Annotated in this window: 23 protein-coding genes; 4 read left to right on the plus strand and 19 right to left on the minus strand. The window is 53.7% G+C overall.

What is annotated here, in order from left to right; genetic code table 11:
* The first annotated feature begins 5 nt into the window (after positions 1 to 5).
* From hydF to ACO5Z0_RS09960, 3 genes are all read left to right on the plus strand, one after another.
* Positions 6 to 1,211 carry a [FeFe] hydrogenase H-cluster maturation GTPase HydF gene (gene hydF, locus ACO5Z0_RS09950; RefSeq protein WP_485650180.1) on the plus strand — a complete coding sequence of 402 codons (1,206 nt, stop codon included), beginning with the start codon at positions 6 to 8 and terminating at the stop codon, positions 1,209 to 1,211.
* Between the two features lie 223 nt (positions 1,212 to 1,434).
* Positions 1,435 to 2,283 carry a methyl-accepting chemotaxis protein gene (locus ACO5Z0_RS09955; protein ID WP_485650181.1) on the plus strand — a complete coding sequence of 283 codons (849 nt, stop codon included), beginning with the start codon at positions 1,435 to 1,437 and terminating at the stop codon, positions 2,281 to 2,283.
* Between the two features lie 55 nt (positions 2,284 to 2,338).
* A complete protein-coding gene (locus ACO5Z0_RS09960; RefSeq protein WP_485650182.1) occupies positions 2,339 to 3,193 on the plus strand; it encodes a methyl-accepting chemotaxis protein in 855 nt (284 codons plus the stop codon).
* 128 nt (positions 3,194 to 3,321) lie between these two features.
* On the opposite strand, the gene ACO5Z0_RS09965 is transcribed toward ACO5Z0_RS09960, so the two are convergent.
* The 19 genes from ACO5Z0_RS09965 to rpsO form a co-directional block, all read right to left on the minus strand.
* Positions 3,322 to 3,633 carry an AzlD domain-containing protein gene (locus ACO5Z0_RS09965; RefSeq protein WP_442673292.1) on the minus strand — a complete coding sequence of 104 codons (312 nt, stop codon included), beginning with the start codon at positions 3,631 to 3,633 and terminating at the stop codon, positions 3,322 to 3,324.
* The gene (locus ACO5Z0_RS09970) at positions 3,623 to 4,375 is read right to left on the minus strand and encodes an AzlC family ABC transporter permease (RefSeq protein ID WP_485650183.1); all 753 of its coding nucleotides are present in this window, start codon (positions 4,373 to 4,375) and stop codon (positions 3,623 to 3,625) included. The genes ACO5Z0_RS09965 and ACO5Z0_RS09970 overlap by 11 nt, the downstream gene beginning before the upstream one ends.
* Complete coding sequence (locus ACO5Z0_RS09975) at positions 4,372 to 4,764, minus strand: thioesterase family protein (RefSeq protein ID WP_442673290.1); 393 nt, start codon at positions 4,762 to 4,764, stop codon at positions 4,372 to 4,374. Before ACO5Z0_RS09975 ends, ACO5Z0_RS09970 begins: the two co-directional genes overlap by 4 nt.
* 58 nt (positions 4,765 to 4,822) lie before the next feature.
* The gene (gene murI / locus ACO5Z0_RS09980; protein ID WP_442673289.1) at positions 4,823 to 5,593 is read right to left on the minus strand and encodes a glutamate racemase; all 771 of its coding nucleotides are present in this window, start codon (positions 5,591 to 5,593) and stop codon (positions 4,823 to 4,825) included.
* 147 nt (positions 5,594 to 5,740) lie between these two features.
* Positions 5,741 to 7,813: an elongation factor G gene (gene fusA, locus ACO5Z0_RS09985; protein ID WP_485650184.1), complete on the minus strand. Its 2,073-nt coding sequence runs from the start codon at positions 7,811 to 7,813 to the stop codon at positions 5,741 to 5,743.
* 107 nt (positions 7,814 to 7,920) lie between these two features.
* Positions 7,921 to 8,475 carry a bifunctional pyr operon transcriptional regulator/uracil phosphoribosyltransferase PyrR gene (pyrR, locus tag ACO5Z0_RS09990; RefSeq protein WP_485650185.1) on the minus strand — a complete coding sequence of 185 codons (555 nt, stop codon included), beginning with the start codon at positions 8,473 to 8,475 and terminating at the stop codon, positions 7,921 to 7,923.
* Positions 8,476 to 8,540: 65 nt separating this feature from the next.
* Positions 8,541 to 9,446 carry an RluA family pseudouridine synthase gene (locus ACO5Z0_RS09995; protein ID WP_485650228.1) on the minus strand — a complete coding sequence of 302 codons (906 nt, stop codon included), beginning with the start codon at positions 9,444 to 9,446 and terminating at the stop codon, positions 8,541 to 8,543.
* A 2-nt stretch (positions 9,447 to 9,448) separates the two neighbouring features.
* Entirely contained in the window at positions 9,449 to 9,895 is a 447-nt protein-coding gene (lspA, locus tag ACO5Z0_RS10000; protein ID WP_442675793.1) for a signal peptidase II, read from the minus strand.
* A 48-nt stretch (positions 9,896 to 9,943) separates the two neighbouring features.
* The gene (locus ACO5Z0_RS10005; RefSeq protein WP_485650186.1) at positions 9,944 to 10,729 is read right to left on the minus strand and encodes a YlmH family RNA-binding protein; all 786 of its coding nucleotides are present in this window, start codon (positions 10,727 to 10,729) and stop codon (positions 9,944 to 9,946) included.
* Between the two features lies 1 nt (position 10,730).
* Positions 10,731 to 11,528 (minus strand): pyrroline-5-carboxylate reductase, encoded by a 798-nt coding sequence (gene proC, locus ACO5Z0_RS10010; RefSeq protein ID WP_485650187.1) that lies wholly within the window; start codon positions 11,526 to 11,528, stop codon positions 10,731 to 10,733.
* Between the two features lie 10 nt (positions 11,529 to 11,538).
* Entirely contained in the window at positions 11,539 to 12,018 is a 480-nt protein-coding gene (locus ACO5Z0_RS10015) for a cell division protein SepF (protein ID WP_442675790.1), read from the minus strand.
* A 13-nt stretch (positions 12,019 to 12,031) separates the two neighbouring features.
* Complete coding sequence (locus tag ACO5Z0_RS10020) at positions 12,032 to 12,724, minus strand: YggS family pyridoxal phosphate-dependent enzyme (RefSeq protein ID WP_485650188.1); 693 nt, start codon at positions 12,722 to 12,724, stop codon at positions 12,032 to 12,034.
* A complete protein-coding gene (pgeF, locus tag ACO5Z0_RS10025) occupies positions 12,721 to 13,542 on the minus strand; it encodes a peptidoglycan editing factor PgeF (RefSeq protein ID WP_485650189.1) in 822 nt (273 codons plus the stop codon). Before pgeF ends, ACO5Z0_RS10020 begins: the two co-directional genes overlap by 4 nt.
* Positions 13,542 to 15,284 carry a radical SAM protein gene (locus ACO5Z0_RS10030; protein ID WP_485650190.1) on the minus strand — a complete coding sequence of 581 codons (1,743 nt, stop codon included), beginning with the start codon at positions 15,282 to 15,284 and terminating at the stop codon, positions 13,542 to 13,544. Before ACO5Z0_RS10030 ends, pgeF begins: the two co-directional genes overlap by 1 nt.
* Positions 15,281 to 15,745 carry a transcriptional regulator NrdR gene (nrdR, locus tag ACO5Z0_RS10035; RefSeq protein WP_442673178.1) on the minus strand — a complete coding sequence of 155 codons (465 nt, stop codon included), beginning with the start codon at positions 15,743 to 15,745 and terminating at the stop codon, positions 15,281 to 15,283. Before nrdR ends, ACO5Z0_RS10030 begins: the two co-directional genes overlap by 4 nt.
* Complete coding sequence (locus ACO5Z0_RS10040) at positions 15,746 to 17,584, minus strand: YgiQ family radical SAM protein (RefSeq protein ID WP_485650191.1); 1,839 nt, start codon at positions 17,582 to 17,584, stop codon at positions 15,746 to 15,748.
* Complete coding sequence (locus ACO5Z0_RS10045; RefSeq protein WP_485650192.1) at positions 17,585 to 18,379, minus strand: helix-turn-helix domain-containing protein; 795 nt, start codon at positions 18,377 to 18,379, stop codon at positions 17,585 to 17,587.
* Between the two features lie 180 nt (positions 18,380 to 18,559).
* Positions 18,560 to 20,629 carry a polyribonucleotide nucleotidyltransferase gene (locus ACO5Z0_RS10050; RefSeq protein WP_485650193.1) on the minus strand — a complete coding sequence of 690 codons (2,070 nt, stop codon included), beginning with the start codon at positions 20,627 to 20,629 and terminating at the stop codon, positions 18,560 to 18,562.
* Between the two features lie 111 nt (positions 20,630 to 20,740).
* Complete coding sequence (gene rpsO, locus ACO5Z0_RS10055) at positions 20,741 to 21,007, minus strand: 30S ribosomal protein S15 (RefSeq protein WP_442673181.1); 267 nt, start codon at positions 21,005 to 21,007, stop codon at positions 20,741 to 20,743.
* Between the two features lie 240 nt (positions 21,008 to 21,247).
* Between rpsO and ACO5Z0_RS10060 the strand changes: the two genes are divergently transcribed.
* A complete protein-coding gene (locus ACO5Z0_RS10060) occupies positions 21,248 to 22,426 on the plus strand; it encodes an MFS transporter (RefSeq protein ID WP_485650194.1) in 1,179 nt (392 codons plus the stop codon).
* Positions 22,427 to 22,456: the final 30 nt, after the last annotated feature.

Genomic DNA, 22,456 nt, shown 5'->3' on the forward strand with positions numbered 1-22,456 from the left:
CAACGATGAACCTCAACGACACACCTGCAGGCGAGCGCCTGCACATCGGCTTTTTCGGCTGCCGCAACGCAGGAAAATCCAGTCTCATCAACGCGATAGCCGCCCAAGACGTCGCCGTCGTATCTCCCGAAAAAGGCACGACGACCGATCCCGTGACCAAGGCGATGGAACTTCTGCCGCTTGGCCCCGTCCTGCTCATCGACACGCCCGGTTTCGACGATACAGGCGCCTTAGGCGATCTGCGCGTCAAGAGAACGCGCCGCATATTGAATAAGACGGACATCGCCGTCCTCGTCCTCGACGACATCCTTGGAATCACGTCTGCCGATCAAGAACTTTTGAAAATCTTCCGAGAGAAAAATATCCCCTATCTAATCGTAAGAAATAAATGCGATGATGGAACGAGTTCCGCCGCATCCTGTCCAGAAACCGACCTCTGCGTCAGCGCCGTGAACCGGCGCGGCATCGAAGCGCTCAAAGAAAAGCTCGGTCAGCGCATTCCGCAGGAAAAGCCGCGCTCCTTCGTGCGCGACCTGCTTCTCCCACAGGATCTCGTGCTGCTCATCACCCCTATGGACAAAGCCGCGCCAAAAGGTCGCCTCATCCTGCCGCAGCAACAGGCAATTCGCGACATCCTTGAGGCAAATGCACTCGCCCTCGTCTGTCAGGAAACGGAAATCACCGCTGCGCTCAATCGTTTAAAAAAAGCGCCAGACCTCGTTATATGCGACAGCCAAATCTTCCAAAAGGCTGCGGCTGCCATACCCGAAACCGTACCATTGACCTCGTTTTCCATCCTTATGGCGCGTTACAAAGGTTTTCTTGCCGCTGCCGTGGACGGCGTCGCTTCACTCACGCGCCTCGCGGACGGCGACACGGTGCTTATTTCTGAAGGCTGTACACACCACCGTCAATGCAACGACATCGGCACAGTGAAAATCCCGCATTGGCTCACCGAATACACGCAGAAAAAACTCCGTTTCGAAACGTCGAGCGGTCAAACATTCCCCGAAAACTTGCAAAAATATCACCTGATCGTCCATTGCGGCGGCTGTATGCTGAATCCGCGCGAAATGCTTTACCGCATGAAATGCGCCAAAGACCAGGACGTCCCCATGACGAACTACGGCATACTCATCGCGCATCTGCACGGTATCCTCCATCGCAGCCTGACACTGTTTCCGCACCTTGCCGTAAAATTAAAAGCATAGGATATTTTTCTTATTTTATTAAATATATGAGATTTTTTCTTAAATTCCTATGACTTCCTTCTTTTAGAGAGCAGGGATTTCACGCTTTACATAGAAACATTACAAAGTAGAAACGAAAGTTTACACGAGGAAGACTTTTCGTCTTTCGGCCTAAGGAGTAATGCAATCGCGACGGACAGAGCGCGAAACCGCTACTCCCCGATTTTTGAGGAGGTAATATTTCATGGCTCTGCCGGAAACCATCAAGACAAATGAAGACATCATCAATGCGTTCAAGGCCGCACTCCCCTATCTGAACGAAGTCGTGGAAGCTGACATCGCATCCGTTCTTTCCGATGGAACGAATTGCCTTGCTTTCGTACCCGCCAAGAGTTTTTCCATCCCGCTGAACGTGGGAGATTCCATGGTCGATCATCCGGTACTCCAAGAAGCGGTTCGCACCCGGAACACCGCGTTCGTCGATATGGACGCCTCAGTCGCTGGCGTTGCATTGCGGACTGCCGCCACGCCGATCTTCGGTATAAACGGTGAAGTCATCGGCGTCGTCGCCTGCGGTTTCCGTCCCAGCGCTACGGAAACCGTACTCGAAAACATCGAGCGCATCTCGGAAGCGACACAGACCGTCTACGCTTCCGTTCAGCAAGTCGCAGAAAGCGCTGACGAACTTGCCAGATCGGGACAGGAATCCGTTGCTCAAGCTGCCATTTTGCAGGAACGTAACGCAGAAACCATCAAGGTCATCGACTTCATCAACGGCATCGCCCAGCAAACAAACCTCCTCGGTCTCAATGCCGCCATCGAGGCTGCACGCGCCGGTGAGCAAGGCAGGGGCTTTGCCGTCGTCGCGGAGGAAGTCCGCAAGATGGCGGAACAGTCGCGCACCGCTACGGAGAAAATCCAAGCGACCCTTTCCGAAATGAACAAAGCCGTCATGAAGATCTCCCAATCCATCGAATCGACCGGCGCCATCAGTGAAGAACAGGCTGCATCCACGCAGGAAATCACGACAAGTCTCTCAAGCTCGCGTGATATCATCGAAGATTTGAAATGCTTCGTGAAAGAACTCAAATAAACTGCACACTCTTATTGCATGTAAGTATAAAGACGATTTAGAGGATGTCTCCCCTATGGCATTGCCGGAAAATATCCAGACAAACGAACAGCTCATCGACGCTTTCAAACTCGTACTGCCCTATCTGAACCCCATTTTGCCCGATGACACGCGGCTCGTCATATCGTCGCCTGAGATGATTCTCGATGTCGCTCCGGCGAAGAACCTGCAAATCAAAAGCGCCCCCGGCGATTCCGTGCGCGGCATTCCTATGGTGCAGACGGCATTTAACGAACGCCGCAAAACATCTTCCGCACTCGACGCGAATGTTTATGGCGTACCGGTCTATATCACAGCAGTCCCTGTTACGGGACCGAACGGCGACGTTCCTATCGTTCTTTCTTCGAGCTACGAGATCAGTGACACGCTGAACAAGATCGCCGAAAGCATCGACCACATCGCCAATTCGGTGGAGACTGTCTACCAATCCATTGAGCAAGTCGCCAACAGCGCCAGTGAGCTTGCACGCATCGGACAAGACTCCGTCGCTCAGGCGGGTACGCTCCAAGAGCGCAATGCAGAAACCATCAAGGTCATCGACTTCATCAACGAGATCGCCCAACAGACGAATCTTCTTGGACTCAATGCCGCCATCGAAGCGGCGCGCGCCGGTGAACAGGGAAGAGGATTCGCCGTTGTCGCCGAAGAGGTACGCAAGCTCGCCGAGCAATCCCGCACAGCCACAGAGAAGATTCAAGAAACTCTCTCCGAGATGAATAAATCGGTCACGGAAATTTCCAAGTCCATCGAATCGACGGGCGCTATCAGCGAAGAACAGGCTGCTTCTACAGAAGAAATTACAGCCAACCTCTCTCGCGTGCGCGACATCATCACAGAACTGCAAAATTTCGTCAGCAGTTTGAAAAAGTAAACCCAAAACAAAAAATCCGCACATTGCCGAACACAGAGGCAGCGTGCGGATTTTTGTTTTAAAAACGACGGATGAAACGAGATCGCCTAAATTTGCACATATAGATAACTGAAATGATCCGTCTTTCCTTACGATACGAAAATGAACTCAACCAGAAAGACGACGAAGCAGCAGGCGGCGGAAACCTGAAAAAGGCTCGCACCATACCAAGCGAGAGCGATGCCGACGGCAAGCGCCGCAGCGCCTGCCGCCGGCGTCTGCGTAGCTTCGATGATCGCCGGAAATGTCATAACTGCCAAAGTTACATAAGGTACATAGTAAAGAAAGGAGCGCAGGAACCTATGCTTGATCGGACGACGCAGAAGCGTCAAAGGCAACAGGCGAATCGCAAGCGTCACAGCGGTCATGACGAGAATATAGAGGAAAATATCATGCTTCATGGTCATGCTCCCCCTCAATCGTTTCCGCCAATGGAAAGAAACACGCAGCCGCCCCCGATATGAGTACCGTCAGAATAATTGTTCGCGAAGAGCCGGAAAGCTCCGAAACGAGCGGCATGTTTGACGCCAGAAAACTCAAGGCAAAGCTGATGAACACAAGGGCAAGAACAACCCTATTCTCTTTTCCCGGCGGAATGACGATGGCGATAAACATGCCATAAAGCGCCACACTCAAGGCACTCAGAAGAGACGGATGCAAAATGTCGCCCGCCAAGATACCGAGCGAAGTTCCCAACGCCCAGACGGGCACGGCAAGAGTCATCGCACCGTAATTATAGGCAGGCTGCAAAAAGCCTTGGCGCGAAATCGAAATGCCAAAGATCTCATCCGTAACGCCGAAGCCTATACCAAGGCGATGATAAAAGGGCGTCGCAGGAGAAAACTTCTGACTGAGCACACAGCTCATGAGCATATAACGCGCATTTGCCACGAGCGTGATCGCCGCCATTTCCCAATAGGGCGCATCTGCGGCAATGACGGTAAATGCCGCATACTCTCCGGCAGAGGCGAGGTTGAAGAAGCTGACGGCAAACCCCTGCACAGCATCAAGCCCTGCGTTATGCGCCGTGATGCCAAGCGTGAAACTCACGACGAGATAAGCGAGCGCGATCGGGGTGCCATCGCGCATACCTTCACGGAAAAGCTGCCTCGTGGTCTTTTCGCCGAAGGGCAAATTCGTCATTTCGCCGTCACTTTGCCCATGAACTTCTCACGATTCACGAGAACACGCTGATGCAGTCCCTCACCGATCTCCCCCGCATCATCAAACGCTTTGACAACAAAGGTCAGTTGGCGTCCATCTACACGCTCAACCTCCGCTTCAGCACGCACATTGCGCCCCAGCGCCGTCGCCGCCTTATGCTGAATGTCAAGCGAAACGCCCACCGAAGTCCAATCGTCCGGCACAAGTTCATCGACGAGTTCTGCCGCCGCCTGTTCCATCAAGGCAGTCATAGCAGGCGTAGCAAAGACCGGCAGGGAACCGCTCTTCATCGCGATGGCAGTATTCTCATCCGTCACCTTCGTCGTCACCTCGCGCTTCATTCCAGCGGTAATTTTCATTTCTGTCATGATAAAATTCCCCCTACATAAACCCTTCACAAGATCATACCAAGATTTCACAGGAACCCTACAGCGCGTAAAGCATCTTCGCACGTTCAATGTAGCGCGGATCCGAGCTGCTGCTCAGCCACTCAATCGCACCTCTGCCCCCATCTGCACGCAGAGCATCCACTTCTTGCAGACGACGCTTGAGTTCATGCGCCGTACCCGCCGCCCCGTCAAAGATCTGCACCGCTTGTCCCACGACCTCTTGTATTGCATCACGCACAAACGGAAAATGCGTACAGCCGAGCACGACACAATCTGCCGGCGTCTGCAAAACATCGGCAAACCGCTTCCTCAAATACCGCAAGAGTGCATCGGAGTGCGTCTCGCCGCGCTCGACAAACTCCACGATCTCAGGGCACGGCAGTTTGACTATCTCTCCTGCGTCCTTGAATCGCTCCATGAGACGTGCAAACTTCTTTTGCTTGAGCGTCGCATGTGTCGCCATGACGATGACGCGCGGCTTTTCACGGCTCAAGATTGCAGGTTTGAGCGCCGGCTCCATGCCGATGATCGGGATCTGCCTGTATCGGCGGCGCAGCGGCGCACAGGCGGCGCTCGTCGCTGTATTGCAGGCAAGAACGACAGCTTTCACCCCAGCCGCTGCCATACGGTCGATCTGCGCCGTAGTCAAAGCGCGAATCTCCCGCTCCGTTTTCTCCCCATAAGGCGCATTCGCAGCGTCGCCAAAATAAATGAAATCCTCGGCCGGCAAAAGAGACACGATCTCTCGCAGCACACTGACGCCGCCGAGACCCGAATCAAAAACACCGATGGGCTGTTCCTTTCTCATCTTTTCCCATCCCCCTTCCCGTATGCCAAGAACGCATCCTTTCCTATTCTAATGAGTTTGCCGCGAAAAATCAACCATTGACAAGAAAAGCTCCCGATCAGATCATTCCAATCGGGAGCAAAAACCGTCTATGCCAAAGCGGCAGAATCATCTGCGCGCCTTCGCCGCTTCAATCAACTGATTCGCCGTCTTTTCCGGCACTTCCTCGTAGTGGGAGAACCGCAGCGTATAAGCGCCGCGCCCCTGCGTCAAGGAACGCAGCTCCGTCGCATACTTATGCAGCGATGCGAGCGGCACTTGCGCACGCACTTCACTCGTATCCTTGTTGATCATCTCCATGCCGAGAATACGCGCACGCTTCGCATTGAGCTGTCCCATGACGTCGCCCATATAATATTCCGGCGCCTGAACCGTCATCTCATAAATCGGCTCAAGAAGCACGGGATTCGCTTCCATAACGCCCCTTCGAAGAGCCGTCGCCGTCGCCGTCTTAAAGGCGACTTCGGAAGAATCGACGGTGTGGTAAGAGCCATCGTAGAGATTGACCTTCACATCGACGACGGGATAGCCCGCGAGGATGCCTGCGGCAAGCGTCTCCACCGTCCCCTTCTCCACAGCCGGAACGTATTGGCGCGGTACACTGCCGCCGAAGATGTTCTCCGTAAATTCATTGCCTGTACCAGCTTCACGCGGCGAAATTTCGAGCATGACATGCCCGTACTGACCATGACCGCCGCTTTGCTTCTTATGCTTGCCTTCTGCCTTGACGCTCTTGCGGATCGTTTCGCGGTAAGCGATGCGCGGCTCGCTGAAGATCGCTTCGATGCCGAACTTGCGCTTCATCTTCTCCTGCAAAACCTCGATGTGAACCTCGCCGATGCCGCGAATCAAGGTTTCTTTCGTTTCCGCATCCTTGTCCAGTCGAAGGCTTGGATCTTCTTCACATTCTTTGGCGAGCGCGGCAAAAACCTTGTCCTCCTCACCCTTTTTCTTCACATAGACCGCCTGCGCCAGCATGGGCGGCGGAAACTCAATCGCATCATAGAAAAGCGGCGCCTCTTTTGCAACAAGCGTATCCGACGTGCGCGTATTTTGCAGCTTCGCAGCAACGATGATATCGCCGCCGTGCGCCTTAGCGACGGCAATCTGCTTCTTCCCCTGCATCGTATAGAGCGTACTCACTCGCTCGGTCTGTCCCTGCGTAATATTCCAATACGAAGCGTCGCCCTTCATCTCACCCGAAAAGATGCGGATGAAGCTCAATCGTCCGACAAACGGATCGACGATTGTCTTAAACACCTGTGCAGAAAAAGCGTCCTGCGGCGCGCGCTCCGCCAATTCCTCTCCATCGGGCAAAGTGCCCACGACAGTACGGTCTGTCGGCGCCGGCAGGTATTCGACCATATCGTTCAAGAGCGCGTGCATACCGACGTTCAGAGAAGCCGAGCCGCAGAGTACGGGGAATATCTTGCCCGTTTCGATGCCTTCAATCAAGGCTTCTGCCACTTCGCGTTCGTCAAGCTCCTCGCCCTCAATATACTTTTCGAGAAGCGTGTTGTTGATTTCGGCAACGCCTTCAATGAGCGCCTGACGCGCTTCTTCCACTTCATCTTTCATATATTCGGGAATCTCATCTAAAGCCACACAGTTATTCCTATCGCGTTCCTTAATGCGAACCGTCATGGCAAGGAGATCAACGACGCCTTGGAAAGCCGCCTCCCTGCCGACGGGCAGCTGGATAGGAACGACGCCCGTACCGAAACGCAACCGCAGCTCCTGAACGACATTTTGAAAATCTGCATGTTCACGGTCGATCTTATTCACGAAAAACGCTCGCGGCAAATCCATCGCTTCCGCATAGCGCCAGACCTTCTCCGTCTCGACCTCGATACCCGAAACAGCGGATATAACGATAAGCGCACTGTCCGCCGCCTGCAATGCGCTCTTGACTTCGCCGACAAAGTCGGGATAGCCCGGAGTGTCAAGGATGTTGAGCTTATGATCGAGCCATTCGCAGGCGAGCAGCGAAGTCTGGATACTAAGCTCGCGCCGCGTCTCTTCCGGCTCATAGTCTGACGCCATCGTTCCGTCGGCAACGCTGCCGCGTCTCTTGATCGCTCCCGTATTGAAGAGGCAGTCCTCCGCGATGCTCGTCTTGCCCGATTTGCCGTGCCCGACCAAGGCAATGTTGCGGATATTCGTGCTTGCGTACTCTTTCATTTGATCAACTCCTCGTTATATTATGTTTTCTTTATTCTCTGAATACTCGATATATCCTGCTTTTTGCAGCAAGATTATTTTCGATCCATCCCCCCGCCCTGTGGTTTTCATCCATCTTTCCGCTCGGAAAGCATGACTCTTTCATCCGCATCGTGTTCCTGCAGCATGACGCGAATCTCTTCCTTCGACGAGGTTGGGACATTTTTCCCAACAAAATCTGCACGAATCGGCAATTCCCTATGACCGCGATCAATCAAGACGGCAAGCTGTATGCTCTTCGGTCGTCCCATATCAATCAAAGCGTCGAGAGCCGCACGAATCGTCCTGCCCGTGTAGAGTACGTCGTCGACGAGCACGATGGTCTTGTCCGTAATATCGACAGGAATCTCCGTCTCACGCACGACAGGCTGATACGACAACGTCGAGAGATCATCGCGATACAGCGTGATGTCGAGGATGCCCAGTGCCGGTCGGATTCCTTCAATTCGCTCAATCATCGCCGCGATTCGCTCCGAGAGCGGAATACCCCGACTCCGTATGCCAACGAGAACGATGTTCTGCGTTCCCTTGTTCCTCTCTACAATTTCATGCGAAATGCGCGTCAATGCACGGCGAATCGCATCCTCATCCATCAGAACGGTCTTGTCCACCCATGATGCCATGTCATCCCTCTCCTTTCCCATATCCAAAGATGCGCGTTGCCTTCACCATATCTCCGGCAGCCTCATCAGCCCCGCCGTAAATCATGCAGGATCTTCTTCATATCCTGCGGCATATCCGCAGCAAAGCGCATACGTTCTTTCGTACGCGGATGCGTAAGAAGAAGCGCACACGAATGAAGCGCCTGACCCTCTATGGCAAAAGGCGATTTCCTGCCATATCTCGGATCGCCGAGCACGGGATGCCCGATGTACGCCATGTGGACGCGAATCTGATGCGTGCGTCCCGTTTGCAGGCGACACTCGACGAAGGTATATGCAGAGAAACGCTCCATGACACGAAAGAGCGTCGTCGCATCCTTGCCGTTCGGCACGACAGCCATCTTCTTGCGCTCTGTCGGATGACGTCCGATGGGCGCACGAATCACACCGTTTTCTTCCGCAATATTGCCGGAGACAAAAGCCTGATATGTTCGATGCGCCGATTTCAAACGAATCTGCTCGGCAAGATCGACGTGCGCCGCATCATTTTTCGCCGCCACCATGACGCCCGACGTATCCTTATCCAGACGATGAACGATACCCGGACGAATGACGCCGTTGATGCCCGAAAGATCCCCACAGTGATACAGCAGCGCATTGACCAGCGTACCGCTCGAAACGCCCGGCGCCGGATGAACGACCATGCCGCGCGTCTTATTGATGACGATCATATCTTGATCCTCATACAATACATCCAACGGAATCGGCTCCGGCAAAATCTTTAATTCCTGTGCTTCAAGCACACGCACTTGAAGGCTGTCGCCCGAGCGCAGCCTGTCATTCGCCTTTGCTTCCCTGCCGTTGCGCAGAACGGCGCCGTCGGCGATCATTTTTTGTATATGTGAGCGGGAAAACTGCGTTTTTTTATCGGCAAGAAACACATCGAGGCGTTTCCCGCAAGATGCTTCATCGACGATCAGCAACTCTTCCATCATCATGAATTCTCCGCCGCGTGCATTTTGAAGAGTATCGCATAGATGATGGCGCCAACGCCGAGTACGATGGCAATATCCGCGATATTAAATACAGGCCATATACGAAAATCGAAGAAATCTATGACATGACCAAAACGTATGCGGTCGATCAAATTGCCAAAGGCGCCGCCGATAAGAAGCGCCGTACCGTAGCGAAACATCGGACATTGGCGGCGAATATACGGAAGGAGACCGATGCCAAGAAGGACAATGGCGATCCCCATGACGATAAAAAAAGAGCGCTGATGGGCAAGGATGCCAAAAGCGGCGCCGGGATTCAAAACGAACGTGATATGAAAAATATCTTGTATGACGGGAAAGGACATCCCCGGAAACATTTCATGAGCAACAATGAATTTTATGAGTTGATCCAAAACGACGATACCGATACTCAGAAAAATAGGCACGAGAACGCCTCATCCCTTTCTATATGGCGAAACCTTTGCTTACCGCGGTTATAAATAGCGATGGAGCAGAACACTGATGCGGCCCTTCTTCGTCTGTCCTCGAATCTCCGATACTTCCAGCCGCCCCCTGCCGCGCATGGAGAGCGCATCGCCCTCTTTCACAGACTGTGAAGCGTTTTTGACGGACTGCCAATTCAGCTTGAGCTTTTCCGCCGCAATATCCGCTGCCGCACGGCTGCGAGACATGCCAAAGCCTGCAGCGGCGATGGAATCGACGCGCAGGGAAGCCACGGTCGCACGGATCTCCTTGCAGCGTTCCTCACGCGGCGCCAACGATGACAACTCTCCCAAAGAACAGCAAACATGCGCCGCGCCAAACTGCACACAGTTCTGCAGAAGAAAATCTGTCATATTTTCAACGGCAACGATTTTTGCCGTTCCCTGCTGCAGCTGAATATCGCCGATGATCTCGCGCTCAACGCCCAGTCCCATAAGAGCGCCCAGCACATCGCGATGAGAAATATGCGTGAACGCGTCCTTCCACTGCGCCTTTACAACAGCGATTTCCCATGCAGGCGCGCCACGAAAATCTTCATGCTGAAAAACGGCGCGCTGGCGTTCCGCCCCCAAATAGCCGCCGTTGAAAGAAACCTTCAATCCATCGAAGTTTGCAGCCACGATCTCAGCGATCTCCTGTCCAAAGGGATCAAGAAACGCCGTAAGGCGAAACTTTTGATTCTTCATCGCCTTTTCCGCAGCATCCACCAATTTTACTGCCGTTTCCTCACCTTCAGAACCGCGATAAAAGCGCAGGATTTTTTCTCTATTCGACATATCATTCCCCTAAAGACTTGGATTTTTCCGCCGCACAAAGCACGGCGTCCAGAAAAGCGCCGCACACGGCACGCTGCTCAAGCACGCGCACGCCGGCGATCGTCGTCCCCGCCGGCGATGTAACCTGATCGCGAAGTTCTGCGGGATGCTGTTTCGTATCGAGAACCATCTTAGCGGCTCCAAGCATCGTCTGCGCCGCCATGAGCAGAGCTTCTTTGCGAGGCAGACCAGCCGCCACGCCGCCGTCTGCGAGCGCACCGATAACAAGGAAGGCGAACGCCGGACCGCTGCCCGACAGTCCCGTAACAGCATCCATCAAAGATTCTTTGAGACAGACGACCTTGCCCGCCGCCGCAAGAATCTCATGCACCTTTTCTTCATGCGCTTCTTCTGCACACGAACCGAGCGCATAGGCAGACATCCCTGCGCCTACGGCAAGCGGCGTATTGGGCATGACGCGGATGACCGGCTGCTGCGGAAACATCTTCTCGATCCTAGAAAGCGTCAGTCCTGCCACGATGGAGACAAGAACAGTGTCGGGACGCAAATGCCCGCGAAGCTCTTCCATCGCCTTTTCCGCTGCATTCGGCTTGACAGCGAGGAATACCACGTCCATATCTTCTAAAAAAGCCGCCGCACTGCAAAAAGCCTGTACGCCATATTTCCTGCGCAGCTCCTCTGCACGCGCCGCCTTATGCTCCGATACAAAAACATCCGACGCCAAAAGCACATTCTCGCGCAAAACTCCGGCAATGACAGCTTCCGCCATCATGCCGCCGCCGATCAAAGCAAGTTTCATTGCGGCCGCCTTATTTCTTCAGCCACGGCATTTCAGCCGACACCGATTTTTTATCTTCTGAATACGAAATATTGACATTGCTCGGCGCACAGAAAAAGACATTGTGACTGACCTTTTTGATTTCACCATTCAAGGCGTAGATCGTACCGCTGATGAAATCTGTGATACGCTTTGCATCCTCTTCGATAGTGTTTTCGAAATTGATGACGACGGGCCGTTTTTCACGCAGACAGTTCGCCACTTGCTGTGCGTCGTCAAAGGACTTTGGCTCGATGACGACGACCTTCATCTTGTAGGCGGTGACATTATTCATCGAGACATTCGATGCAGCGGCTTGGAAATTCACGACGTTCGACGCCGGATTCTCCATCCGATCCAGCTCATCAGATTCTGCAAAATCATCGTCTTCGTCGCGCGAATCCCTTTTATCGTTGATGTCTTCCGGATCGATCAGGCCGATTTTTCCGCAGACCTTATCAATGAAGCTCATCCTTGTTCCCTCCTCAATACTGACGTGGCCCGAAAATGGCCGTGCCGACACGAACGATATTGGCGCCTTCCTCCACAGCAATCCGATAATCATGTGTCATACCCATTGACAAGTATATTATATTCGCCGTTTTCCAAGGAAACTCCTTTGTTCTTTGAAAAATTTCATACATGCGGCGAAAAAGAGGCCGAACATCCTCGACATTTTCGTAATTGGGCGCTATGCACATCAGACCGCATAAACGCAAATGCAAAAGATTATCGACAGCTTCAAGCATGGGCTGCAATTCTTCTTCATAGACGCCGGACTTCGTCGCTTCCCTGGCGAGATTGACCTGCACCAGAACGTCCTGCACTTTGCCGATTTTTCCCGCTTCCTTGTCCAAGACCTGCGCAAGCTCCGTGGTATCTACGGAATGAATCAAGTCAAAAAGGCTCACGGCATACTTCGCCTTGTTTTTCTGCAAATGACCGATGAGGTGCCTGACAACATCTCTCTCAAGTGCCGCAAACTTTTCCCGCGCTTCTTGAATACGATTTTCACCGATGTCCGTCACGCCGCACGCGATCGCCTCGCGCATCTCATGAACCTCATGATTTTTCGTCACCGCCACAAGCCGAACAGGCTCTTTCGGATCGGCAAGTTTTCTCTTCGCCCTGCTCTCTTCAATGGAGCGCAAAACGACACGCAAATTCTCTTCGATCAATTTACGTCCCTCCTTAACGCAATCCATGCGGCAAACCTGCCGGTATTCCCCTGCGCCTGGCGATAGGAATAAAATCTCTCGGCGCTGCACATCGTACATACATCTGCACTGTCGATATGTTCCGGAAGAAGTCCCGCTTCTTCTAATTGCAGACGATTGGCAGCCCACAAATCCACCGTGGCGTTTCCTTCGGATGAACGGGAAAGGATCTGCGGATTTTCGGGGAATGCTGCTCGAAAAATTTGCGTCACTTCTTCACCGACTGCAAAACAGCACGCGCCGATCGCAGGCCCTATCCCTGCCAACACATCCTGCGGACGTGAATGAAATACCTCCTGCATACGAAGCACGGTCTTTTGCCCGATCCTTGCCGCCGTTCCTTTCCAGCCGGCATGAGCGACAGCGGCGACACGCTGCACGGGATCAAAAAAAAGGAGCGGCACGCAGTCGGCGAAGCAGAGCATCAAAGGTATATCCGGCTCCTGTGTGAGCAAAGCGTCGCACGCGAAAACGGATTCATCGAAGCGCTTTGCCCCTATGCCCGCATCGGCTGCTTGAACGATATGAATTGCATCGCCATGCACTTGGCGCGGTGTGACGATACGCTCGGCGTCCACCTGCAAAACCTCTGCAAAAAGCCGACGATTCTCCCAAACATCCGACGGAGAATCCCCCGTATGGAGCGCCATGTTCAAAGATGCAAACGGCGCTTTGGAAACGCCGCCGAACCGCGTGGAAATGCCATGCACAAGCCCTTCTTCGGGAAACAGCGAAAACGCGCCGAGCCACATGCCGCCGCTCTGTTTCAACTGAAACATTATCCTTCCTCCATTGTATCACAAACGCCGCAGCGTTTACAGCCGGAAAAGCACGGTTTCGTATATTGCAGTTCCGCCGCTTTTTGCAGTTCCCGGTAAAGATACTGCTTAGAAAATCCCATATCAAGCGTATCCCAAGGGAAAAGAGCCGCTTCCGTATGTTCCGCACACAAAAAATCTTCAAAAGAAAGTCCGTCTTCCTTCATCGCACGCTTGAAAGCCTTGGCGCCGCCGGACAAAAACGCGTGGTAGAGCGCATGTGCTGTGCGTCGATCCCCGCGCGCCAGTACCCCCTGCACATAGGCGCTCTTCGGCGATTCAGCGATGATACGGATGTTCTTATGCGCCGCCAAACCTTTGCGAACCGTCTTGAGCGCATCCTTAACCCGCTTCTCCGATGCCATCGGCAGCCATTGAAACGGCGTGAAAGGCTTAGGGATAAACGGATTGATGCTCAAGGTGATCTGCGCCCGCTCCTTTTTCTGTCGTATGTGTTCCTGCAGACGCAAAGTCATGGCGACGATCGCCTCAATATCCTCTTCTTCCTCATGAGGCAGACCGATCATGAGATAGAGACGAAACTGATGAATGCCTGCCTGCAGTGCGAGATCGACCGTACGGAGCAGATGCTCCTCTTCGATGCCCTTGTTGATGACCTTTCTCATGCGCACACTGCCTGCCTCCGGAGCAAGCGTGATCGTGCGAAGCCCGCTCCTCGCGAGAGATGCAACAAGCTCTGCCGTGACGGAATCCGCGCGGAAAGACGCGACGGACATGCCTAAGTTCTCCTTCAAAATATCACGGCAAAGAGCATCAATTTCTGGATAATCCGAGATCGCCGCCCCCATGAGCCCGATCCGTTTCTGATACTTCTTCGCCGCCTGCACCTCTCTCTCCAAAACCGCCAAAGAGCGATTGCGCGGCTGCCGGAAGCAATAGCCTGCCATGCAGAATCGGCAATGCCTGCCGCAGCCGCGCGCCGTTTCAATCAAGTAGAGGTTGAATTCCGTATCTTCGGTGACGATCACGGTGTGCGCCGGAAAATCATCGAGATTGCGCACCCATTGACGTTCGACGCGCTGCGGTGCGCCGTCTTTAGCGCGGATGCCGCTCAATCGCCCCGCTGCATCGTAGTCATGCGCATAAAGGGATGGCACATAGACGCCGGCGACCTTCGACATAGCCTTCAAGATCGCCTCACGCGAAAGCCCTGCCTGCACGGCGGCATCATAAGCATCCATCAGAGGAGGCATGACGACCTCTCCCTCACCGATGATGAACGCATCGACGAAAAGGCTCAGAGGTTCCGGATTGAACGTGGAACAAGGACCGCCTGCAAGAACGATGGGATCTTGCTCACCGCGCTCCGACGCCAGCAACTTCACCTTGCCGAGCTGCAAAATGCGCAGCAGATGGAAGTAATCCATCTCGAAGGAGACGGCAAAGCCAATCAAGGGAAACCGATGAAGCGGCAGCTGATTTTCCATGCTCAGAAGCGGCGTCCCCGTATGCTCATACTCTCGCTGCTCCTCTTCAGACGGCAGAAAAAACCGTTCGCAGGCGGTATCGCTGCGACGGTTCAAGAGTTCGTAGATGATGTGAAACCCCAAGTTCGACATGCCGACGAAATAGGAGTTGGGATATACCAAAGCAAAATTTCGCCTCGTTCCGGCAGGGAAGGAGAAATATCCCCTCTCACGTTCAAGCTGCGCACGCAGACGTCGTTTTATCTTCCAACTCAAGACGGATTCTTCTCCCGAATCAGCGCTTCCAACTCCTCACGGAAACCGCTGATGTCAGCAAACTTGCGGTAGACAGAAGCAAAGCGGATGTATGCGACCTCGTCAAAGTTTTTGAGCTTTTCCATGACAAGCTCACCGATGTCGCGCGTATAAACTTCGCGATCCATCGTATTGCGAAGCTCCTTTTCGATGTCATCCGCCAAGGCGACGATGCGCTCGGTTGGAATATCACGCTTGTCGCACGAGCGAATCAAGCCGTTCAAGAGCTTGTTGCGGTCAAAGACGACGCGCCTGCCGTCATTTTTTATGACCATCAGCGGAATCTTCTCCACCGTTTCGTATGTTGTAAACCGCCTGCTGCAGGCTGTACACTCCCGACGGCGGCGAATGGTATTGCCGTCATCGGCAGCACGCGAATCAATGACACGGCTGTCAGCCTTTTTGCAAAATGGGCAACGCATCTATATCCCCTTCTCTTTTCTCCGTTTTTTGATCTGTTCCCGTTTCTTTGGACGCAGCAGACACTTCTTCCCATAACCGATGAGGTCGCTTCTGCCCGCCGCATATAAAGCCCTGCGCACAATGGCGTCATTGTGCGGCAGCCAATACTGCAAAAGCGCACGCTGCATCTTCTTTTCTTCCGCTGTCTTCGCCGAATAAACTTTCTCTCCCGTCAAAGGATGGATTCCTGTGTAGTACATACAGGTTGAAAGCGTGCCGGGGGTCGGGATGAAGTCCTGCACCTGTTCCGGATGATATCCGCGCTCATGAATGAACTCTGCCAACTCAACAGCGTCCTCGATCTGTGATCCCGGGTGGCTCGACATGAAATACGGCACGAGATACTGCTTCTTGCCGAGCCTCTTGTTCATCGCTTCAAACGCTTGGACAAAGCGCAGATACACCGACTTGTTCGACTTTCCCATCAGGCGCGTGACGCGGTTCGACACATGCTCGGGAGCTATGCGCAGCTGTCCGCTGATATGATGGCGGCACAAGACCTCCAAGAAATCATCCTCTGCTTTTTGCAAGTAATCAAAGCGTATGCCCGAACGAATGAACACCTTCTTCACGCCGGGCAAGGCGCGCAAACTTTGCAATACGGAGAGGTATTCCTTATGATCGGCGCACAAGTTCTCACACGGCGGCGAAAGGCACGCCTTGCCGCGGCATGTGCCGCGCACAAGCTGATGACTGCATGACGGCTCGTAGAAGTTTGCCGTCGGGCCGCCGACATCGTGAATATATCCTTTGAAATCCGGCAGCGCGATCAAGCGCTTCGCTTCTGCGAGCAGCGATTCCTTGCTCCGATGCTGAATGATGCGCCCTTGATGCGATACGATGGCACAAAAATGACAGCCGCCGAAGCAGCCCCTTTGACTGACAAGACCGAACTTGACCTCAGCGACGGCGGGTACGCCGCCCGCCTTATCGTAGGCAGGATGCCATGTATAGCGATACGGCAGTTCATAGATCTCATCCATCTCCGCCGTCGTCAAAGGCAGCGCAGGGGGATTCTGCACGACACAGATTTCTGCATTCTGCTGAATAAGCCGTCGTCCACGCAGAGGATCCTGCTCCAAATATTCCAGGCGAAAAGCTTCGGCAAACTGCCGCTTATCCTTCACCGCCTTTTCATACGACGGCAGCTCCAGATAGTCCCATACATAGTCACGATTCGGCACAGCGTAACAAGTGCCGCGCACATCCTGCACATGCGCAATCGCGACGCCCGCATGAAGCTCTGCGGCGATCTCGATGATCTGCTTCTCCCCCATGCCGTAGATAAGGAGATCGGCGCCGCTTTCCAAGAGAATGGATGGGCGCACCTCATCACGCCAATAGTCGTAATGCGTCATGCGGCGCAAACTCGCTTCAATGCCGCCGATGATGATGGGAACGCTTCCCCAAGTCTCGCGCAGCCTTTTCGTATAAACAGCAACGGCACGCTCCGGACGGCAGTTCATGCGTCCGCCGGGCGAATAAGCATCTTGGCGGCGCAGCTTCTTTGCCGCCGTGAAGCGGCTGAGCTGAGAATCGAGATTGCCGCTCGATACAAGAAAGGCAAGCCGAGGCTTGCCTAAACGTCGAAAATCTTTCGTACTGTGCCAATCGGGCTGGGCTATGATGCCGACACGATAACCGTGCGCTTCCAGCACACGGCAGATGATCGCCGCACCAAACCCCGGATGATCGACATAAGCATCGCCGGAAACAAAGATGAAATCAAGCGCATCCCAGCCTCTTTTTGCCATTTCCGTGCGGCTCATCGGCAAAAAGCCCTGCATTCTTTCGTCCATTTAGCGCACAGTCGTGGCAGCATCCTTGGAAAAGGTCTTTTCCACCACTTCGCCCCTTTGCCCAATGGTTCCCATATCTTTACCGTTCAAAGAAAGCTTGAGCGCTCCGGCATTTCCCGCCGTGATACGAACCTTATCCTTCCCCTTCACCGTCAGAGTCTTGCCCTTTTCGGCAGTTCCTTCAAACTCCGTCTTGCCGTCGACGACGACCTCCGTCCAGCAGCGATCCGTAAAGTTCAGCGTCATTTCCACGCCGTCCACCGTCGGTTTAGGCGCCGCTTCCGTCTGCCGCTGCCCATGCTGAACCGTCTCCGTGCCTGCACTTCTCGTCGGCGCAGTCATTTCATCTTCCCCGCCGAAAGCGACGAGAGCCGCGAAAGCAACGACAAAGACCGCTGCCGCCACGAGCAGCGCATTGCGAACGCCATGAGAAGATTTCTCCATAGGGTAGCTCTCAAGGGATGTGATTTTCGGTCCACGATATTCTTCTGCAGTTCTTTCTGCGGATTGCATACGAGTTGCTTCATCTGCCAAAGAAGCCGAAGCCTCCACGCTTAGATCTTCCTGCGGATGCAGTTCCTCATTGAAACTATTGACGACAGCATTGGCATCGAGCTTGAGATAATTTGCATAATTGCGGACAAACCCCTTGGCATACACCTCGCCGGGCAAAGTCTTGTAATCGCCCTTTTCGATTGCATCTATATATAAAGCGCGTATACTCGTAGCTTTTTCGATATCCTTGACCGATAAATTCTGCTTCTCGCGTTCTGCACGCAAAAGATCGCCTATCATCGAAATTCATCCTTTCCGAAGCTCTCCAAAAACTTCTTATCTCATTATACATTTATAGTGAAAAAAAGACAATAAGCCATAAAAACATGTATAGCAGAAAAGAATAGGAAATGATTCTCATATTTTAAAAAAGCCCGCATGGTAAAAAACCATGCGAGCCTTTTAGACCATCCGCTGTAATTAGAGCAGAACCTTGTGCGAGAGATTTACGCGCCCCTGTTTATCAATCTCTACGACTTTAACCTCAAGCTCATCGCCTTCATGCACGACGTCCTCGACCTGTGCGACACGATGGCGAGCAAGCTGCGAGATATGGCAGAGACCTTCCTTGCCCGGCAGGATCTCGACGAAAGCGCCGAAATTCATGATGCGTGTGACCTTGCCTTTATAGACGGCGCCCACTTCTACATCGCGCACGATATCCTCGATGATCTGCTGCGCCTTCTTGGCGCTATCACCATCGACAGCTGAAATGAAGATCGTGCCGTCCTCTTGAATATCAATCTGCACGCCCGTCTCGTCGATGATCTTCTTGATCGTCTTGCCGCCCGAGCCAATGACCTCGCGAATCTTGTCCACATGAATCTTCATGACCGTGACGCGCGGCGCATACGGCGAAAGCTCCGCCGCCGGCTTGTCGATGACCGCGAGCATCTTATCCAAGATAAAAGCACGACCGCGCTTCGCCTGCGAAAGCGCCGCGAGCAAGATGTCGCGTGTGATGCCGGCGATCTTGATATCCATCTGGATCGCCGTCACGCCCTTTTCCGTGCCCGCGACCTTGAAATCCATATCGCCCAAAGCGTCTTCCATGCCTTGAATATCCGTCAATATCGTATATTGATCGCCGTCCTTGACAAGACCCATAGCGACGCCTGAAACAGGGCGCTTGATCGGAACGCCTGCATGCATCAGAGAGAGCGTGCTGCCGCAGACGCTGCCCATAGAGCTTGAGCCGTTCGACTCCAAAACCTCCGATACAAGACGCACGGTATAGGGGAACTCCTCCAACGACGGAAGCATGGGCAAAAGAGCGCGCTCCGCCAAGGCTCCGTGTCCGATCTCACGTCTGCCGGGTCCTCGCGCCGGACGTGCCTCGCCGACACTGTAACCGGGGAAATTGTACTGATGGATGTAGTGCTTCGACTGCTCGGGTCCCAAGCCGTCGATGATCTGCTCGTCACCAATGGAGCCGAGCGTCGTGATCGTGAGGACCTGCGTCTGTCCGCGCGTGAAAAGCCCGGAGCCATGCGTACGAGGCAAAAGACCAACTTCACAGCTCACCGGGCGCACCTCATCGAGCGCGCGCCCATCGGGACGAATCTTCTCATGCGTAATCATGCGGCGCACGCTCTCTTTGACAATCTTGTGCGTGACAGCGGCGATCTCCTTGACATTTTCCGGATAATCCGCGAGAAAATGCTCAAGCACCTCCGCACCGATGGCGGCGATATTCTCGTCACGCGCCAGCTTGTCGGGATTGCGTACGGCTTCGTCAAGACGTGCGGCGGCATAATCGCGAATCGCCTGATCGAGCTCTGCCGGCGCAAGGAAGAGCTTCACCTGCCGCTTCTCCTTACCGCAAGCGGCGACGATCTCCTGCTGAAATTCAACGATACGCCGGATCTCTTTATGTCCGAAGAGAATCGCCTCCAAGATGACCTCTTCGGGAAGCTCGTTCGCGCCCGCCTCCACCATCATGACGGCGTCATGCGAACCTGCCACCGTCAGATTCAAGTCGGAAACCGCACGCTGCGCCTCCGTCGGATTGACGACGAACGCGCCGTCTACACGACCGACCTTGACGCCCGCGATCGGACCGCCAAACGGAATATCGGAGATGCACAGAGCGCACGAAGCGCCGATCATGCCGGCGATCTCCGGCGCATTGTCCTGCTCAACGCAAAGGACCGTCGCGATGATCTGCACATCGTTCCGAAAGCCTTCGGGAAAGAGCGGACGAATCGGACGATCAATCAAGCGGCTGCAAAGAATCGCCGACTCACTCGGACGACCCTCGCGCTTGATGAAACCGCCCGGAATCTTGCCGGCGGCGTACATCTTCTCCTCGAAATCCACGGTCAGCGGAAAAAAGTCCACGCCCTCGCGCGGCTCCGACGACGCCGTCGCTGCAACAAGCACCACCGTATCACCATAGCGCACAAGCACGGATCCGTTCGCCTGCTTCGCCATCTTTCCCTGCTCGATGATCAGCGAACGACCGCCAAGCTGCATTTCAAAACTCTGCATCTGAGTTCCTCCTATTTTCTACCTTTGTCTTTGATTCATATTCCTATTCGACAAAAAAATGAATTATCCTTGCCATATACAAAAAAGCGGGGATAAATCCCCGCCCTTTTCTTACTTTCTCAAGTTCAGCTTCGCGATGATTGCACGATAGCGCTCGATATCGCTGTTGTAAAGATAGCTCAAAAGTCTCCGGCGATGACCGACCATCTTCAAAAGACCGCGTCTCGAATGATGATCCTTCTTATGCTCCTTGAGGTGTTCCGTCAAATAGACGATGCGTGCCGTCAAGAGCGCGATCTGCACCTCAGGCGAACCCGTATCGCCCTCATGAACAGCATTTTCCTCGATAATCCTCTGCTTTGCTTCCTGTGTCAGCATAAATAGCCCTCCTACTAAAATCTTTTCCTCCTACAGCCACGGTATCGTCGGAGAAAATCGGTGTCGTAGCCGCGGAAACACTTGAAATACCTAAAGCATTATAGCATAATTGCCGCGTTCTTGTAAACCTTTGCAGCAACGCGCTTTTACAAAGCAAACGGGAAATATTTTCTTTTCGGAAAAAACGTGCTATACTAAACACGAAATAACCCCCACAGGGGGATATAAAAAGGTGATCGCATGGAAATCTGGAAGCGCAATCTCTATATTTGCTCCTGTGCTACATTCATCGTCTCCGTCGGTACGAGTCAGCTTGCCCCCATCCTGCCGCTTTACATCAGCGACCTCGGCATCACGGATACGGATGAGGTGGCACGTTGGGCGGGCATCATATTCAGCGGAAACTTTTTGATGCTGGCGATCTTTTCGCCGATTTGGGGACGGCTTTCCGACCGCTATGGGAGAAAGCGCATGGCTCTGCGCGCGAGTTTTTGGCTCGCTTTCGTATTCGCTGGCATGGGCTTGGCGCAAAACGTCGGGCATCTCACGCTTCTGCGCCTTTTACAAGGGGCGCTCAGCGGTTTCCAAGGCGCGTGCATACCGCTCATCGCACAGGAAACGCCGCAGGAACATTCTGCTTGGGCTTTGAGCATCTACTTCACAGGACAAGTCCCAGGCGCACTCATCGGTCCTCTTTTCGGCGGCTGGCTCTCAGGCTTTGTCGGCTATCGCGGCAGCTTTTTCGTCATGGGCGGCCTTTGCATTCTCGGATTCCTCGCCATTCTCTTCGTGCGGGAAACGTTTCAGCCAACCTCAGCAAGAAAACAAATCACATGGACTGCCGCCGCAAAAAGTCTTCGTTCTCCCCATTTGATTCTCGGTCTTTTTCTCACGACACTTCTCGTACAATTTGCCATCATCTCGATTCTTCCCGTGCTTACGCTCTATGTATCCGAGCTTTCCGACGGCGGCGTCCCTATCGCACTGGTCGCCGGCTGCATCTTCTCCGCATCCGGCTTTGCCGGCATGATCAGCGCCTCGCGCATCGGCGATCTTGCCGACCACAAAGGCGAAGCGCGTATTCTCTTCGCATCGCTTCTTCTTGCCGCTCTTACACTCGTCCTGCAGGGAGTCGCCCGCACGCCAGGAGAACTTGGCTGCCTGCGCTTTTGCATGGGGATTGCAACGGCTGGACTTCTGCCCGTCATCAACGCCTTGATTCGCCGCTATACGCCGGAAGAAGCCTTCGGTCGCGTCTACGGCGTCACACAGACGTTTCAATTCATCGGCATGTTCCTCGGCTCCATTCTCGGCGGCCATATCGCTGCGGCGCTGAGCATCCCGAGCCTTTTCTTCCTGTCTGCCGCACTCCTTCTTTTCAATGCCTTTTGGTGCCGCGCTTATCTCTGGAACACATAAAAGGGGATTGCGCCAGATCCGGCACAATCC

The organism is Selenomonas sp. (assembly GCF_057272215.1).